At 68.1% G+C, this 16,244-nt stretch carries 11 protein-coding genes; 4 read left to right on the top strand and 7 right to left on the bottom strand.

The features are described from left to right. Positions 1–213: 213 nt before the first annotated feature. From P5F91_RS18880 to pdxR, 7 genes are all read right to left on the bottom strand, one after another. Entirely contained in the window at positions 214–1,065 is an 852-nt protein-coding gene (locus tag P5F91_RS18880; protein ID WP_277907922.1) for an alpha/beta hydrolase family protein, read from the bottom strand. A 5-nt stretch (positions 1,066–1,070) separates the two neighbouring features. Next, complete coding sequence (locus P5F91_RS18875) at positions 1,071–2,234, bottom strand: glycosyltransferase family 9 protein (RefSeq protein ID WP_277907921.1); 1,164 nt, start codon at positions 2,232–2,234, stop codon at positions 1,071–1,073. Positions 2,235–2,248: 14 nt separating this feature from the next. After that, the gene (locus tag P5F91_RS18870; RefSeq protein WP_277907920.1) at positions 2,249–4,585 is read right to left on the bottom strand and encodes a tetratricopeptide repeat-containing sulfotransferase family protein; all 2,337 of its coding nucleotides are present in this window, start codon (positions 4,583–4,585) and stop codon (positions 2,249–2,251) included. Between the two features lie 41 nt (positions 4,586–4,626). Then, a complete protein-coding gene (locus P5F91_RS18865; protein WP_246134569.1) occupies positions 4,627–5,253 on the bottom strand; it encodes an invasion associated locus B family protein in 627 nt (208 codons plus the stop codon). Between the two features lie 363 nt (positions 5,254–5,616). Next, positions 5,617–11,526 (bottom strand): hypothetical protein, encoded by a 5,910-nt coding sequence (locus tag P5F91_RS18860; RefSeq protein WP_277907919.1) that lies wholly within the window; start codon positions 11,524–11,526, stop codon positions 5,617–5,619. Positions 11,527–11,728: 202 nt separating this feature from the next. Then, a complete protein-coding gene (locus P5F91_RS18855; RefSeq protein WP_145613160.1) occupies positions 11,729–12,274 on the bottom strand; it encodes a cysteine hydrolase family protein in 546 nt (181 codons plus the stop codon). A 234-nt stretch (positions 12,275–12,508) separates the two neighbouring features. Then, the gene (gene pdxR, locus P5F91_RS18850; protein WP_277907918.1) at positions 12,509–13,930 is read right to left on the bottom strand and encodes a MocR-like pyridoxine biosynthesis transcription factor PdxR; all 1,422 of its coding nucleotides are present in this window, start codon (positions 13,928–13,930) and stop codon (positions 12,509–12,511) included. 122 nt (positions 13,931–14,052) lie between these two features. Between pdxR and P5F91_RS18845 the strand changes: the two genes are divergently transcribed. The 4 genes from P5F91_RS18845 (at position 14,053) to P5F91_RS18830 (ending at position 16,242) form a co-directional block, all read left to right on the top strand. After that, entirely contained in the window at positions 14,053–14,505 is a 453-nt protein-coding gene (locus P5F91_RS18845; RefSeq protein WP_145613162.1) for a carboxymuconolactone decarboxylase family protein, read from the top strand. A gap of 207 nt (positions 14,506–14,712) precedes the next feature. Next, positions 14,713–15,135: an organic hydroperoxide resistance protein gene (locus tag P5F91_RS18840; RefSeq protein ID WP_145613163.1), complete on the top strand. Its 423-nt coding sequence runs from the start codon at positions 14,713–14,715 to the stop codon at positions 15,133–15,135. A 124-nt stretch (positions 15,136–15,259) separates the two neighbouring features. After that, complete coding sequence (locus P5F91_RS18835; protein WP_145613164.1) at positions 15,260–15,850, top strand: peptidoglycan recognition protein family protein; 591 nt, start codon at positions 15,260–15,262, stop codon at positions 15,848–15,850. Next, positions 15,844–16,242, top strand: coding sequence for a hypothetical protein (locus P5F91_RS18830; RefSeq protein ID WP_277907917.1), 399 nt, complete (start codon positions 15,844–15,846; stop codon positions 16,240–16,242). Before P5F91_RS18835 ends, P5F91_RS18830 begins: the two co-directional genes overlap by 7 nt. Positions 16,243–16,244: the final 2 nt, after the last annotated feature.

Here is a 16,244-nt window from a genome sequence, read left to right as displayed (position 1 = left end):
AGACGGCACCTTCGTCGAAGAGGCCGCCCCCGCCAGCAGCTTCTACCACATCGTCTGCGCCATCCAGGAACTGGACCGGGCGTTGGCCGCCATTGGACACCCAGAGGCCGGCCAACCGGGCTGAAGGCCTTGTTCTGACGTCAGAACGGCGTCTCCCACATCCCAGCCTCGCAGGGAAGCTGCCTGAAAGGAATCGCCCCTGAAAAGGGCCCGTCAGGGCAGCCAGCCGGGGATGGCCTTCATCTCCGGCCGCCGGGCAAGCGTGGCCCAGGCAGCGGCCCAGCAGCAGCCGTGGTCCTGGCCGGGCACGGTGATGATGGAGGCGGACGCAGGCGTGGGCTGATGCGCCACGAAGGACTGGGCGATGGCGATGTCCACCACCTTGTCGTCGGCACCGACGAAATGAACCTGCGGGCGACCCGCCAGCTTGGCGGCGTCCGTGACGGGATCGACAGACTGCGACAGCGGCGTCAGATCCAGCGTCTTGGTCCACAGGCCGAAGTCCAGGTTGCCGGACACGGTGACCAAGCCGGCGACGTCGGCGCGCCGTTCCGCTAGTACCGCCGCCAAGCCACCGCCGCCGGAATAGCCCACCAGCACCAGACGCTGGGCATGGGCATCGGCCTTCAGCCGGTCCAGCGCCAGGCTGGCGCTGTCCACCACCTCGGGCGCCAGGCGGGCCTTGGTCCAGTAGCCCACCTGACAGGTGCGCGGGCGGGTTTCCATGACGTACTGGCAGGGCCGGGCAAGATAGGCGACGGGCCCGGTGCCGGGATGGCCCATGGCCAGGCGCAGCGCCAGGGGATCGGTGGGCGTGGGATCCTGCGACGGTTCCCGCGCCGAGAGGTAGGCTAGGCCGTCGCCCTCGATATAGACGGTCAACACTTCGCCACCCGGTCCAGGCTTCACCGCCGTGGCCAAGTCGAAACTGCCCGCCGCGATGTAGTCCCAGTGCCAGCCGGCGCCCTGGGCCAGGGTGGGTCCCCGCTCCTGCCGGCCATGGATGCCGGAGCAGGCGGCCAAGCCGCCCGCCAGCACCAGAGCCATCAGGGCGCGGGCCCGCATACCCGTCAGCCCTTCTTGGCCTTGAACTCCGCCAGCGCCTTGGCCACGCGATCGACCACTGGACCCCACTGCCCCCATTCCGTCTGGCGGAAGAGGCGGACGGACGGATACCAAGGCGTGTCGTCACGGTTCTGCAGCCAGCGCCAGTCCGGCAGCAGGGGTATCATGACCCAAGCCGGGCGGCCCAGCGCGCCGGCCAGGTGCACCGGCGAGCTGTCGATGGAGATCAGCAGATCGACTTCCATCAGGATGGCGGCCGTGTCCTCGAAATCCCGTATCTCGGGGCTGAGGCTGACGACGTGCTTGCCCAGGGCCAGCGGCGGGTTCAGCGCCTGCTCTTCCTTCGGACCCTTCTGCACGGAGAACAGGGTGACGCCGTCCTGCGCCAGCGGCGCCAGCATCTCCAGCCCCATGGACCGGTTGGCGTCGTTGAAATGGGTGGGACGGCCGGCCCAGAGGAAGGCCACCTTCAGGCCCTTGTAGGATTCCAGCCGCTTGCGCCAATGCTCCCGCCGGTCGGGCAGGGCCGACAGATACGGCATAGGCTCGCCGGGCAGCTGGCTGAGCTGCAGGCCCATGATCATGGGCAGGCTCATCATTTCGGCGTGCACATCGAAATAGGGGGGCAGTTCGCCGCGCAGGGTCAGGGCATCGAAACCCTTCATGCGGCGCGCCAGGCTGGCCGTCTCATGATTGATTTCCAGGACGACGTTGGCCTGGCTCTTCTCCTTCGCCCAAGCGACCATGCGCATGAACTGGAAGGTGTCGCCATAGCCTTGCTCATCATGGATCAGCAGGGTCTTGCCCGGGATGGGCCGGCCGTCCCAGCGCGGGCGCTGCACCTTGCGCTCGATGCGCGTGGTGTGCGCCAGGCTGTAGCGGTAGGCGTATTCACGCCAGCCACGATCGAACTCACCCAGCAGCAGCAGGGTTTCCGCCAAGTCGAAACGGGTGGACAGGTGCCCGGGCAGGGCATCCACCAGCATCTCCTGGATGGGCTTGGCCTCCAGCACCCGGCCCTGCACGCGCAGTGCCTGGGCCAGCAGAGCCCACAGGGTCACGGGGCCGGTACCACTGGCCAGCAGGGGCCGGACCATTGCCTCGACCTCGACACCCCGCCCCGCAATCAGCATGGGGCGGACCTGCTGCTCAAGTTCCTTCATGTCCATGACGGCAGGCCCTGTCAGCTGGCGGCCGGCTTGCGACGGCTGCGCGCCGGCTTCGCCGCATCCTCGGCGGGGGCGGCGACAGGCTCAGCCACCGGGGCCTCGGCCTTCGCTTTTTTGGGTGCCGCCTTGGCCTTCGGCGCGGATGTCTCAGGCGCGGGCGCCTCGGCCACCGGCTCAGGCGCCTTTTCGGCCTTGGGCGCCGCCTTCTTCGCGGCGGGCTTCTTGGCCGGCGCGGCCGCCGGAGCGTCCATTGGGGCGTCCGGGGCGTTGGGGTCGACACCCAGCGCCGTCAGCAGCGGCGTCAGCTGGGCCACGAACGGCTTCCAGCGGCCTATGCTGCTGCGGAAGATGGGCTGGCGCACCTGGTTCAGGCTGGCGGTGCGGATGGTGCGCTGGGTCTTGTGGAAGTCCAGGACAGCGGAATCCCAGTTCAGTCCGATGGCCTCGATCAGGCGGCGGGATTGGCCTTCCTGGTCGTCCACGACGTCCTCGTACCGCACTTCAATGAAACGGTCGGCGGGCAGCACGGCGCGCCAATGGTCCATCAGCCGTTCATAGGCGCGGTAGAACTGCCCCAACTCCGCCAGGTCATACGTAAACAGCTGCTCACGGGTGAACAGCTTGGTGTAGCAGGACAGGCAAGTGTCCACCGGGTCGCGGCGCACATGGATGATGCGGGCGTCAGGCAGGGCCAGGTTGATCAGGCCGGCGAACAGGAAGTTGGACGGCATCTTGTCCACGACCTTGCGGCGACCGCCCGCCAGGGGGCGGATGAAGTCCAGGTAGCGCTGGCCCAGGCCGCCGGTGATCTCCGGCGTGAGGTGAGCGGCGATCTGGGGATACGGGCCCAACTGGTTCACCAAGTTGTTGAAGGCCGACAGCTCCCCGGCCGCAGCCACCTGGGGATGGCTGGCCAGGATCTGCTCGATCAGGGTGGTGCCGGAACGTGGCATGCCCAGCACGAACACCGCCTGGTCGCTGCCCGCCAGGCTGGACCTGGCCTTCTTGAAGGCATCGGCCGGGAAGGACGCCGCGATGTCGCCCATCCAGCGGCCGGTGGCGGCGGCATCATAGGCAAAGGTCGCGCGCTTCTGACGGTTGCCTTCGTTCAGGTAGCCGAAGGCGCGGTCGGCGTCGCCGATGTCCATCCACGCCTTGCCCAGGGCGAAGTTCAAGGCGGTGCGGTCGGTCTGCGACTGCACAGGGTCGGGACCGTACAGCAGCGCTTCCATCTTGGTCACGGCCGGGTCGCCGGCCTGGAAGCGGTGCAGGTCCGACATGTTGAACCATGCGGAAGCGGAGCGTGGGAACTGCGCCACCACCTGTTCGAAGGCGGCCTTGGCCTCGGCCTTGTCGCCGCGTTCCATCAGCAGGACGCCGCGGTTGATCAAGGCCTTTTCGGGGGCGAAGCCCAGGGTCTTGGACGCGCGATCGAAGGCGGCCAGCGCCTCGTCATGCTGCCCCAGGGCCTGCAGCACCTCGCCCAGGACGTTCTGCGCTTCGCCATTGTCGGCTTGCTGCGCCACGGCGCGGCGGGCGTCGGCCAAGGCTTCCTCCAGCCGCTCCAGATGGCGCAGGGCCGTGGCGCGCACGGTCAGGGCGCCGGCATGCAGCGGGGCGTAGCTCAGCAGCGCGTCGATCCAGCGCAGCGCGTCCTCATTGCGGTTGCGGCCCAGTTCCACCGCCGCCGCGTTGATGTAGGCGTCCGACAGGCGCGGGTTCAGGTCGATGGCCTTGCGCGCCGCGGCCAGGGCCTCGTCCGGGCGGCCCAGGTCGTTCAGCAGGTTGGCCAGGTTGCTCTGCGCCTCGGCATAGGCCGGGGCCAGGTTCAGGGCGTATTCGTAACGCTGGCGGGCCTGGTCCAGCCGGCCCATGCGCTTCAGCGTGTTGCCCAGGTTGTTGTGCGCCTCGGCATAATTGGGCTGCAGCGCCACCACTCGCTCCAGGCAGGTCAGGCTGTCTTCCAGCTTGCCGGCTTCCTGCAGGATGATGCCCAGGTTGTTCCAACCGGCCACCAGGGCGTTGTCCATGGTGACGGCGCGGCGGGCGGCCACCTCGGCCTCGGCCAGCAGGCCCCGCTGGCGCAGCATCTCACCCAGGTTGCTGAGGTAGACCGCCGGCACGCGCGGCGCCTGACAGGCGCGGCGCAGATGGTCGATCGCCAGGTCCAGATTGCCGTAGGCGTGGGCCATCAGCCCCATCAGGTGCAGGGCGTCCGACTGCCCCGGCCACAGCGCCAACACATGCTGGCACAACCGTTCGGCCTGGTCGGCCTGGCCGGCGTTCCAATGGGCGTGGGCCTGGCCCAGCGCCTGCTCAACGGTCATGGTGGTCTGCGGTTGAGTGTTCATGGCTTCACAGCGCTTTTCAGGAGTGGGTCAGGGCGGATGGCTTACGGGGTGCGCTTGGGCGGCGCCGGCAGGGCCTTCAGCGCCGCGGCCAGGCCGCTCAGCTGCACGGGGATGTCGACGGCGGCCTTGTCACCATTGATATAACGCACCGCCAGGACTTTGCCGCCGGTGAAGTGGTCCAACACCTTGCCGTCCTCAAGGTCGGCCGCGGCGACGCACCCGCCTTGCTGGCAGGCGTCGAAGGGCAGGGACAAGGGCTTGTCCTGGTCCACCACCAGGGTGATGCCCGGCTGCAGCAGGACGCCCAGGGGCGTCGCCAGGATCAGGCGCGGCTTGCCGTCGGGGCCGAGATAGCCCACGCGGACATGCAGCATCATGACGTTCTGTGGCGTGGCGATGGCAAACTGCTCGACATAGCAGATTTCGGCGCCGGCGTCGGTCTTGGCGCAGCTCTTGGACCACAGCGGGCCCGGCGCCTTGGTCACCTCGGGGCCTTTGCCGGCGGCCGGACCGTTGGCAGGGGCGGGAACGGCAGGGGCAGGAACGGACGTCGCCGGCGGGGGTGTCTTCACCGGCTCCGCCGCCACGGTGGCGGTGGCCACCCCGGTGTACGCCGCCAACACGCCGGCCGTCATCGCGACCAACGCCGCCCTCGCCACTATGCTCATCTCGGTACTCCGGCCCCTGCAAGTATGCGGTCTAACCGCTTATAGAATGAAATGGCGGCTTCCCGCCATGTCCTAACTATCGCCCACAGCCTATACGGAAGGACGATAAGGGACTAACCAACAGGGCGATAACAAGGTCAAGCTCTCAAAAGCTTTTTTTGCGCCATTTAGAGGGTGGGCGGCGGTGTCGGCGGTAGACCCGGGGAAATGGTCCCCCTACCTCTGATCAATTCTGATGAAAAATGAGCGACTGTCTGTAAATGGCAAGTGGCTTTTCACGCTTTGGCCAAATCTGTGCGAACCTGACGTCCAAGTGATTCGTTCACATCTCGGCTACATGCGCTGAGACGAACCTCCGCGCTGTCAAAACGCCCAGGTGGCACGCAGGATGCCGGCGTGCGTCTGATAATCCCGGCGGTATTCCCCGCTGTATTCCAGGCGCACGCTGACGCTGTCGCCCTGGCGCAGGGTGGCGCCCACACCGATGGCGACACCGTCAGCGCTGACCTGGGCCGTGGTGCTGGCGAAAGCCACGCCGGCCAGCACGCCCGTGGTGGCGACGGGGCCGTTCAGGTAATCGTGCACCCAGGCCACGCGCAGTTCCGGCACCAGGGCGCCCAGCCCCGTATTGAATTGGGTGGCCATCGTCGCCCCCAGCTCTTGGGTGATGTTGCTGGTCACCAGCGCGTCCACTGCCAGGTCGGCCACGCCCGCGTCGTGTTCCTGGTATCCGTGGTTGGTCAGGCGCACGGCCCGCAGGCTGTATTGCGGCGTCAGGGTGAAGGTCTCCGTCAGCGGCAGGTCATAGCCCACCGTCAGCTTGCCCAGGTACTGCTCCCCCCCATAGTTGGCGTTGGCGCGCGCGCCCAAGAAATCGATCCAGCGGCGCTGGTCGTAATGGTTGTAGCCGAAGCTGACCTGGCCGGCGACGGACAGCCGCTGGTCGGCGATGTCCGGCCGCCAGACGCCGTAGGCCGTCAGTTGATAGCTGCCCGCCCGCGTCAGGCTGTTTGCCGATACCCCCTGACCCACGGCCGCGCTGTTCAGCCAGCTGAAAGCCAGGCCAGCCATCACCTGGTCATCGGCATACCAGTCCGCGCCCAGTACCAGACCGGCGCTGCTCGCGCGATACCCGGCCGCATCCGCGCTATTGGCGCGCAGGGCGCCACCGCCCAGGATTTCCCCCCAAATAGCACCCTGCTCTACGCCGGAACCGGCCGAGGCGCCGGTGCCAGCCATCAGGCCCGCCACCGTCTGCTGGTGCTGGCTGATGGCCGTGGTGGTGGGCGCCGTCATGGACAGGGTCATCTGCGGCGTCGTCTGGTTGGGCGCAAGCTGCGCCACCGCCAGCCGTTGCGCCGTGACCGGCAGGCCGGACAGGGGCGTCAGCACCGCCGCCTGGAAGGCCGCGGCCGCACCGCCGCCGCTGGCGGCGATGGCATCCAGCGCCGTGCCGGCCCCCATGGCCGCCCCACCCTGGGCCAGGCCCACCGCGGCATAGCGGGAACCAACGGGGGACGTCGGGTTGGTCGTGCCGCCACCGGTGCCCGTTCCACCCGTGTTTCCCGTTCCGCCATTCGTTCCCCCGGTGTCGGTCCCGCCCCCGGTCGACCCGCCGGTATTCCCGCCACCTGTACTCCCACCCGTGTTGCCGCCTGTATTGCCGCCCGTGTTCCCACCCGTACTGCCACCTGTATTGCCACCCGTGTTCCCACCCGTACTGCCGCCTGTATTGCCACCCGTGTTCCCGCCCGTGGTGCCAGTGCTGGCGGTGCTCAGGGTCAGCACCAGCTGGGTGTGGCCCCCGCTGGTCATGGTGGAACTTGTCACCGTGTAGCCGGCGGCTGCCAGGGACAGGGTACCGGTGTTGAGCCCACCACCCGCCGACACGATGGTGTAGCTACCGGCCGGCAGCGCCCCGCCGGCCGTGGGCTTCAGCGTCACCGATCCGCCGTCCAGGCTGGCGCTGCCGCTGATCACCAGGCTGCCGTAGCTGCTGGTGGAGGCGACACCGATCACCAGACCACCGCCCGTCTGGCTGTAACTGCCCGTGATGTTGATGGCACTGTTGACCAGCAGGGTGGCGCCGCTGTTGACCACGCCATGCGTGCCAACGTCCAGATGGTCGTTCAGCAGCAGCGTGCCGGAAATGAAGCGCACGTCGGCCAAGCGGCTGGTGATGGACCCCAGCCGCCCGCCTGCCCCGGTCAGCGTGCCGGGAGCATCGTCCGTGCCCCCGCTGACCACCAGGGGGTTGGCTGACTGGTTCACGATGTCACCGGCGATGATGCCGCTGTTGGCCAAGGTGCCCAGGGCGCCGGTGGCCGCGATATACAAGGCCGTGGCACCACCGGCGGTGTTGGTGAGCGTTCCGGAGATGTCCAGCTTGTCCAGACCGCCCCCGACATAGTCGTTGCCGGCCACGGCCAGCAGATCGGTACCGCTGGCGGCGCCTGTGGCCGACAGGCCGGCAACACCACTGGTGACCGTGGCACCCGCGTAGCTGGACCCCACCCCGCCGTGGATCAGGGTGACGCTGTCGCCCACCTGGTAATTGCCCCCGGCGTTCACCCCGGCGGAAACCACGCCGCCCGTCACCATGGCCGCATCGCTGACGCTCAGCACGTTGCCGGCGGCGGCCAGGGTGCCCGCCGCCTGGGTGTAGGCGCCGGTGATGGCCACGTCGCGGGACAGGGCGATGTTGGCGCCGCCGTTGACCACGGTGTGGCCAGCGGCGTCGATAACGTCGCCCAGGCTGAGGTCACCGGCGGCGAAGATCAGGTTGCTGAGGCTGTTGTGGATGATGCCGCCGGCGAGCGTCCCCACCGTGCCGCCACCGCCGCCCGTCACCACCAGGTCGTTGGCGCTGGCGTTCACCACATCTCCCAGGATGGCGCCGGTGTTCGCCAGGGTGCCCAGGCTGCCGGCCGGCGTTATCATCACCGCGGTGGCGGCCGACAACACCCCGCTGTTGGCCAGGGTGCCCAGGGTGCCGCCGATATAGTCGCTGACCAGCGTCAGCACCAGGTCGGATGCGGCCCCGCTGGTGGTTGTGCCAAGGGTGGCGGTGAAGCCGCTGGCCGCAGCGGTCAGGCCCGTGGCGGTCAGGCTGCCGGCCGCCACGATGGTGTAGCTGTCGCCCGCCAGCAGGTTGGATCCGGCCATCGCCGCCACGGCCACGGTGCCGCCCGTCAGGCTGGCCGCCCCGTTGACGACCAATCCACCCACGGAGGCCCCGCCGATGCCCGCCGCCAGGGTGCCGCCCGTCTGAACATAGTTGCCGGTCACGCTGACGATGCTGGCCAGCAGCACCGACGCCCCGCTGTTGACCAGCGTGTGTCCAGTCACGTCCACCGCGTCATTCAGCAGCAGGCTGCCGGTCGGCAGCACCACGTCGGCGCCGGTGCTGACGATGGCCCCTTGCGCGCCGGCCAGCCCCGTCAGGGTGCCCATGGCGCCACTGGGACCGCCATTGATGCTGAGCGCGTTGGGCGAGGCGTTGATGATCCGCCCCGCAATCACGCCGCTGTTGCCGACGGCGCCGATGCTGCCGCTGGTGTATAGCGCTGTCGCCCCGGTGATCAGGCCACTGTTGGTTACGGTGCCGATGGTGCCCGTGTTGTAGAGGCCGCGCGTCACGCCGCTGAGGGTACCTTGGTTGCTGAGCAGGCCGACGGCGCCGAGGTTGGCGACGCCCGCCACGGTGCCCACCAGGGCGCCGGTATTGCCGGCGGTGCCCACGCTGCCCGTGGCCGCGATGTGGACAGCCGTGGCGGCCGTGATCATACCGGCGTTCTCCAGCGCGGGCAGGGCACCGCCGACATAGTCGTTGGTGGCCGTGGCCACGAGGTCCACCCGCCCGCCGATGGTCATCGCCACCGCAGCCACCGACAGGCCGGTGACGCCGACGTCCACCGCCACGCCGCCATAGCGCGACGCCATGCCACCCGCAACCAAGGTGCCCGCGACCCCTCCCGCCATCCGGTTGGCGGTGGCGGACAGGCTGGCCGTCACCGTGCCGCCGCTCAGCAGCGCCGCTTCGGTCACCACCAGGGTGTTGCCGCCCAGCGCCAGAACGCCACCGGTCTGGCTGTAGCCGCCGGTGATGGTCAGCGTGCCGCCCAGCGCGACGGTGGCGCCGATGTTGGCCACCGTGTGTCCGGTGGCGTCGATGGCGTCGTTCAGCAGCAGGGCGCCACCGGCCAGGACCACATCGCCGCCGCTGCGCAGCAGTCCCGGGCCGCCCGCCAGGCCGGTCAGTGTGCCCCCCCCGAGGCCACCGGCGATGGTCAGGGCATGGGTGGTGGCATTGACGATGGTGCCGGCGATCACCCCGCTGTTGACCACGGTGTCCAGCGTGCCGGCACCGTAGATCGCGTAGGCCGTCCCCTGCAGGGTGCCGCTGTTGTTCAGAGTGGCCAGGCTGCCGGTCGCCGCGATATGGACGGCCGTGACGGCCGCCAGCGTGCCGGTGTTGGCCAGTGAGCCCTGGGCATCGCCGATGTAATCATTGGCCGCCACCGCCAGCAGATCGGTTCCGCCCGCCCGGCCCGCCAAGGCAAGGCCCGCCACGCCGCTGGCGACGGTGACGCCGGCATAGCTGGATCCGGTGCCGCCCTGGACCAACGTACCCACGGTATCGCCCACCCGATAGGTGGCCGTGGGCGCGGGCGATGTCATGACCGTGCCGCCGCTGATCAGGGCGGCACCGCCGACCACCAGCCGGGCGGCGACGGTGGCCAGGTCCAGCCCGCCTTGCGCCTGGGCATAGGCCCCGGTGACACTGACCACCGTATCCAGCACCACGGTGGCACCGGCGTTCACCAGGGTGTGGCCGCCGACATCCACGCCATCGTTCAGCAGCAGGCGCCCGCCGCCCAGCACCACGTTGGCCAGCGTACTGGATACCATGGCCTGGCCGCCGTTGGTGCCGGTGTAGGTGCCGAGGACAGCCCCGCCCGCCAGCGTCAGGGGGGCCGACGACAGGTTCACGATATTGCCGATGATGGTGCCTTGGTTGATCAGCCCGGCCAGGGTGGCGCCGCTGTTCAACCGCAGGGCGGTGGGCCCGATGATGGTGCCGCTGTTGCTGACCGTCCCCGTGGTGCCTGAAAGATCGAACGCGAACTCCGTGCCGCTGATCAGCCCGCTGTTGGTCACCTGGCCCAGGCTGGCGGCGTTGGCGATGGCCTTGTAGCCGCTGATGGTGCCGCTGTTGTCCAGCACGGCCAGGGTGCCCTGGCCGTTATAGATGGCCTCCCCCCGGCTGCTGGTCAGGGTACCGCTGTTGCTGAGCGTGCCCACGGTGCCGGCGTTCACCAGGCCGTCGCTGCGCCCGATGATGGTGCCGCTGTTGATGACGCTGTCCAGCATGCCCGCATTGTCCAGGCCGGTGAGCAGGGCGTAGATGGTGGCGCCGTTGTCCACCTGGCCGATCCATCCCCGGTTGGTCAGGCCGGCCTGGGTGCCGCCGCTGAGGGTACCGGTGTTGACCAGTGTGGTGATGCTGCCATCGTTCCACAGGCCGGCCTGGCCGGCGATCAGGCCGCTGTTGTTAAACAGGCCGACGCCGCCCACGGTGTGGACATAGAGGGCGGTGCTGGCGGCGTTGATGATGCCCGCATTGTCCAGGCGGCCGACCGTGCCCTGGTTCATCAGGGCGATGACGGGCCCCTCGATGGTGCCGGTGTTGCCCAGGCGGCCCATTGTGCCGAGGTTGACCACGCCGCCGGAAAAGCCGCTGATGACCCCGCCATTGAGAAAGGTACCGATGCTGCCGGCGTTCAACAGGGCATGCTGTCCGAAACCGATGCCGTCGCCGATCCGCCCCTGGTTCACCAGCGTGCCGATGCTGCCGCCATTGTAAAAGGCCGTGGAATTCGCGCTTAGGCCGCCGCTAGCGGTGATGGTCAGGCTGGCGATGGTGCCTTCGTTGCGCAGCGCTGTGGCGGCGCCCTGGATCGTGCCGCTGTCGATCAGCGCGCCGATGCCGCCCTGGTTCAGCACGCCAAAGGTACCGGTCAGCGTGCCGTCATTGGTCAGGGTGGCGATGGTGCCGGTGTTGGCGATACCCGCCACCGTGCCGCCCGCCACGGTGGCCGTGCCGGTGATCAGCAAGGAGCCCAGCGTGCCAGCGTTGGCATAGCCGATGGTGGCCCCGGTGAGCGTGACATCCTGCGCCCGCGCCGCCCCCGCCGCCAGCGCGGCACCCAGCGCCAGCAAGGAGGACCCGCCCTTCAGCAGTCGCGCCGCCGTGCCCGTATTAAGCCCCATATGGCCCTCCCCGCCTTGATCTGGGCGCACCCTTGAGCGGGCGCCGCCCCTTTCAAGCGTGCCGGGGTTGGCCTTGGCCTGTGACCAAACGGTGACCAGCGGGCGCGAAACGGAGGGTGCTCAACAAACCTGCGTCTTTTCCATCACTTGTCCCTACCTGGGTATTTTGGACAGCGGCGGATGGGCAGGCCGGAATCCCCCGTCAAAACCCCACGGCCGCCGCCGCCATGACCTGGGCGAAGGGCCCGCCCAGCGTCAGGTTGTGGTGGTGGATGATGGCGCCCGCGGGCAGGGCCGGCGTGTCGATCGTCGTATGGGCGTCGCCGGCCAGCACGGCCTCGAAGCCCAAATCACGGGCGGCGCGGCAGGAGGCATCGACGCAATATTCCGTCTTCATGCCAGACAGCACCACGCGCCCGATGCCGTGGTCGCGCAGCAGGGCCGCCAGTTCCGTACCGGCGAACACGCTGGGCCGCGACTTGCGCACCACCAGGTCGCCGGCCTGGGGCGCCAGCTGTTCCACAAGCTGCCAATCGGCGGAGCCCGGGGCGGCGCGCGACCCTTCCGGGCCGTCATGCTGGACCAGGACCACCATGCCGCCGGCCTTGCGGGCGCGATCGGCCATGTCCTGGATGCGCACAACCACGCCGGCGCCGCCATGGGGCGGCACGGGGCCATGCACCAGGCCCACCTGCATGTCGAGAACGATGAGGGCGGAGGAGGAACGACGGGAGTGTTGGGGTCTCATGAGGGATCTCCGTTCGGGTTCTGGAACGGAGGCGCCTTTGGCCATCTCCCCCGTCCCGTTAGGGCGGGGGTTGCGGAACGACCTGGCTTTACGCCGACAAGCCCATCCCGCACCGCCCGCCGATGGCGGTGGTGGTGATGGTTTTGACAGTCAGGGCGAAGAAGGCGTTCATGGCCGGCACCATGCAGGGGGGTGAGGGCCGCAGTCAAGCCCCCTTATCCAACGTCCCTGCCCTCACCGGAAACGTGCCACCAACTCCGCCAGTCGTTCACAGTCGGCGGCCAAGTGGCGGTCGTTCAGGTTGGTGACGCCCAGCAGCAGGCCGGCTTCACATGCGCCTTCGGCCACGTACCAGGGCGACAGCGGCACCGGGGCCATGCCGAAGGCCAGGGCCTGGTTGGCGATGGCGATATCATTAGTGCCCGGGGGCAGCGACACCACCACCGACAGGCCGGCCGTGGCCCGCACCGGCAGCAGGCCCTCCAGGGCGCGCAGCAGCGCGGCCCGCCGGGCGGCGTAGAGCCGCTTCATCCGCCGCAGGTGGCGCAGGTAGTGCCCCTCCGCCAGGAAGGCGGCGACGGCCCGTTGCACCGGGGCCGCCGGCGCGGGCGACAGGCAGGCGGCCACGTCGCCGAAATGGCCGGCCAGGGCGGCCGGCACCACCAGGAAGCCAAGGCGCAGGGCCGGGCTGATGGTCTTGCTGAAGGTGCCGGCGTGCAGCACGCGGGCGTCGCCGCCCGCCGCGTGGTCCACCGCCGCCAGGGCCGGTGCTGCCCGACCGGCCAGTTGCAGCTCGCTCAGATAATCATCCTCCAGCACCCAGGCGCCGGCGTGGCGGGCCCAATCCAGCAGGGCGATGCGGCGGGCCAGCGACAGCGCCATGCCCAGGGGCGCCTGCTGCCCCGGCGTTACCACGGCCAGGGCGGCGTCACGGGCCGCAGCCACCCCGGCGGCCACGTCCAGCCCCTGGCCATCCACCGGCACGGGCACAGGCCGCATCCCGGCCAGCGTCAGGGCTGTGCGGGTCAGCGGGAAGCCCGGTTCCTCCATCCACGCCGCCCTGCCCTCCAGCCCCAGGGCGCGGACGACCAAGTTGAGGGCCCCGGCATAGCCGTTGGTCACCAGCACCTGGCCCGGCGCGCATTGGATCCCGCGGGCGATCGCGAGATAGGCGGCGATCGCGTGCCGCAGCTCGGGATGGCCGCGCGGGTCGGGATAGCCCACCGGCGCCTGGGCCGCCGTGCGCGCCGCCCGGGCCAGGGCGCGGGACCACTGGGTATAGGGGAAGGCGTCCTGGGCCGGGACGCCCATCTGGAAGGCCAGCGGCATGCCCTCGAAATCATGGAAGAAGGCCGCCATGGGCAAGGTCTCCGCCGGCGGCGGCACCGGCGGCAGGTCGGGCACCGGCCAGCGCGCCACCCGGGTGCCGGCCGCCCCCATGCCCACCACCAGCTGCTCATCCATCAGCCGTTCATAGGCCACCCGCACGGTGCCGCGCGCCACGCCCAGCTGGGCCGCCAGATCGCGCCAGGACGGCAGGCGGGCGCCGGCGGCTAGGCGGCCGCCCAGGATGGCCTGACGCAGGGCGCCGTGGATCTGGGCCGCCAGCGGCATCGCCGCCGTACGGTCCAGGACGATGGAAAGGTCGGTGTCCATGGACCATCATGGTACAGCCTTTTTGATAATTCTTGGTCCTGTTTCCTGATCCATGCCGGGCGCATCTTCTTGTCAACGGCCCCCGCCGCCCAACCCGACAGACAGCTATAAGGAAACGGATCATGACCCTGCGTCTCGACTACGCCAACGCCTCCCCCGCCGGCATGAAAGCCTTGGGCGGTGTCTACGGCTACCTCACGCAAAGCGGCCTGCCCGCCCAGCTGGTGGACCTGGTCTACCTGCGCGTCTCGCAGATCAACGGCTGCGCCTACTGCATCGACATGCATTCCCGCGACCTGCTGAAGGGCGGACTGGACGTGGAAAAGCTGGTGCTGGTCCCAGCCTGGCATGAGGCCGGCGCCCTGTTCACGGAGCAGGAGCAGGCGGCCCTGCGCTGGGCGGAGACGGTGACCCGCGTGGCCGAGACCGCCGTGCCGGACGCGGAGTTCCAGGCCGCCCGCGCGCAGTTCAGCGACAAGGAGCTGGCCGACCTTACCATCGCCATCGGCTTGATGAACGCCTACAACCGCATGGCCATCAGCTTCCGCGCCGTGCCGGCCGCCGCCAAGGTTTGAACAGTCCCAGATACCAACGGCCGGGCCGCCCACCGCCCGGCTGTTGCCGTTCCTGGCGCAATGGAAGGACAGAGATCCCTATACAGCCCGGTATTAGTTCCTTCTCGTCAACAGTGATGTGGGGCCTGGGCGATAGTCCCGGCCATGCGACGGCGCTATTGAAGATGGGTGGGCAGTACCGCCCCCATCGCCCGGAGCCCGTCCCGCATGAAGACCCTGTACCAGACCCGCGCCATCGCCACTGGCGGTCGCACCGGCACGGTGCGGACGGCGGACGGCGGCCTGGACGTGACCCTGGCGGCCCCGCGCGAATTGGGCGGCAAGGGCGGTGACGGCAACACGCCGGAGCAACTGTTCGCCGCCGGCTACGCCGCCTGCTTCCTCGGCGCTTTGAAGTCCGTTGCCGCCGGCCGCAAGGTCAAGCTGGCGGACGACAGCACCGTCAGCGCGGAGGTCGGCATCGGCAAGCGCGACGATGGCCAGGGCTATGGTCTGGACGTGGCGCTGACCATCAGCCTGCCAGGCGTGGACCCGGACGTGGCCAAGGATCTGGTGCAGCAGGCCCACATCGCCTGCCCCTATTCCCACGCCACCCGCAACGGCCTAAACGTCCGGCTGGACCTGTTCTGACTCAGCAAATCAGGGCGATCGTCCCTACCCTCTCGCGGTAGCCGAGTTGCCGCGCCTCCCATCCGATACAACTTCGATGGTGTGCAAAGCCGCCACGAGGCTTGACCAGGCCGGGAGTTGGGAAATGATCATCGACGCCGATGGCTGGGCAGTGGATCCCAAGGTGACGCGCAAGCCGTTCCCAAATCTCAATCATGGGAAAATGGCGGTTATCAATGGGATAATAGTCCATCAGACAGCATCCCCCACCGCCGAAGCCACGTTTAATAGCTATGGCGGGGCAAACCCGAATGGCGCCCATTTCCTGATCGATAAAGATGGGACACTATATCAGACCGCGTCCATCAAATGGAAACTGTGGCACGTCGGCAAATTAAAACCACGTTGCGTTCTGGAGAACACCTGCCCCGCCACGGAAGTTGATCTGATCGTAGGCAACAAATACTCAAATATCAACGAAGTGGAGAAGGAGAAGCCATTCCCGGAGCGCTTTCCCATGAATGACGACTCCATCGGCATAGAGATCGTTTCCATGGAGATAAAGAACGGACTTAGCACATCGACCTTCGAGCCGTGCACGGATGCACAAAACAAATCACTGCACTGGCTCGTGGACAGCTTCAAAGCCGTTCTGAAATATCCAACAGTCGAAATATATCGCCACCCCGACGTTTCATACAAAAACAAGCACGAAGCGGAGACGGCAGCATGGTAAACAGGCTTAGCCATGTCCTGGTCGCGACCATGGTGATATCGCCGCAAATCGCCACTGCCAAGGTCAAGACGATCGACATCAAGTCCGTGTCCGTGGAGACGAAGGGCTTATTCGAGGGTGCTGAAAAAGATAAAGTGTATACGCCGAATTGCGACACCCAGGAATTGTCGGATGATAGTGCCTTGAAATGGTTCAGGAAATCTCACGAAGAGCCTGGATACGATTTCAATGAGAAGGCGACAGTGACAGGCTGTGTCTTCAAGGGCCACTTAACAACACGCGACGGCAGGACTCTCGAGTGGAAACTCGATATTGGGGGAACGGGCTACATATTGCTGTCCGAAAAGGACAATAAAGTCCTGCAGCTCATTGGCCCTGAAATTCCCAAGTAACT

Origin of the sequence: Nitrospirillum amazonense, assembly GCF_029594735.1 — a bacterium.
GTDB lineage: Bacteria > Pseudomonadota > Alphaproteobacteria > Azospirillales > Azospirillaceae > Nitrospirillum > Nitrospirillum amazonense.
The sequence above is the reverse complement of the archived record's forward strand: the minus strand, read 5'-3'. Positions and strand labels throughout refer to the sequence as shown.

What these genes read in the sequence shown, in the direction of transcription:
- P5F91_RS18880 (WP_277907922.1), bottom strand. Translation starts at nt 1,065, where the DNA reads ATGCGGGCCCGCGCCCTGATGGCTCTGGTGCTGGCGGGCGGCTTGGCC.
- P5F91_RS18875 (WP_277907921.1), bottom strand. Translation starts at nt 2,234, where the DNA reads ATGGACATGAAGGAACTTGAGCAGCAGGTCCGCCCCATGCTGATTGCG.
- P5F91_RS18870 (WP_277907920.1), bottom strand. Translation starts at nt 4,585, where the DNA reads ATGAACACTCAACCGCAGACCACCATGACCGTTGAGCAGGCGCTGGGC.
- P5F91_RS18865 (WP_246134569.1), bottom strand. Translation starts at nt 5,253, where the DNA reads ATGAGCATAGTGGCGAGGGCGGCGTTGGTCGCGATGACGGCCGGCGTG.
- P5F91_RS18860 (WP_277907919.1), bottom strand. Translation starts at nt 11,526, where the DNA reads ATGGGGCTTAATACGGGCACGGCGGCGCGACTGCTGAAGGGCGGGTCC.
- P5F91_RS18855 (WP_145613160.1), bottom strand. Translation starts at nt 12,274, where the DNA reads ATGAGACCCCAACACTCCCGTCGTTCCTCCTCCGCCCTCATCGTTCTC.
- pdxR (WP_277907918.1), bottom strand. Translation starts at nt 13,930, where the DNA reads ATGGACACCGACCTTTCCATCGTCCTGGACCGTACGGCGGCGATGCCG.
- P5F91_RS18845 (WP_145613162.1), top strand. Translation starts at nt 14,053, where the DNA reads ATGACCCTGCGTCTCGACTACGCCAACGCCTCCCCCGCCGGCATGAAA.
- P5F91_RS18840 (WP_145613163.1), top strand. Translation starts at nt 14,713, where the DNA reads ATGAAGACCCTGTACCAGACCCGCGCCATCGCCACTGGCGGTCGCACC.
- P5F91_RS18835 (WP_145613164.1), top strand. Translation starts at nt 15,260, where the DNA reads ATGATCATCGACGCCGATGGCTGGGCAGTGGATCCCAAGGTGACGCGC.
- P5F91_RS18830 (WP_277907917.1), top strand. Translation starts at nt 15,844, where the DNA reads ATGGTAAACAGGCTTAGCCATGTCCTGGTCGCGACCATGGTGATATCG.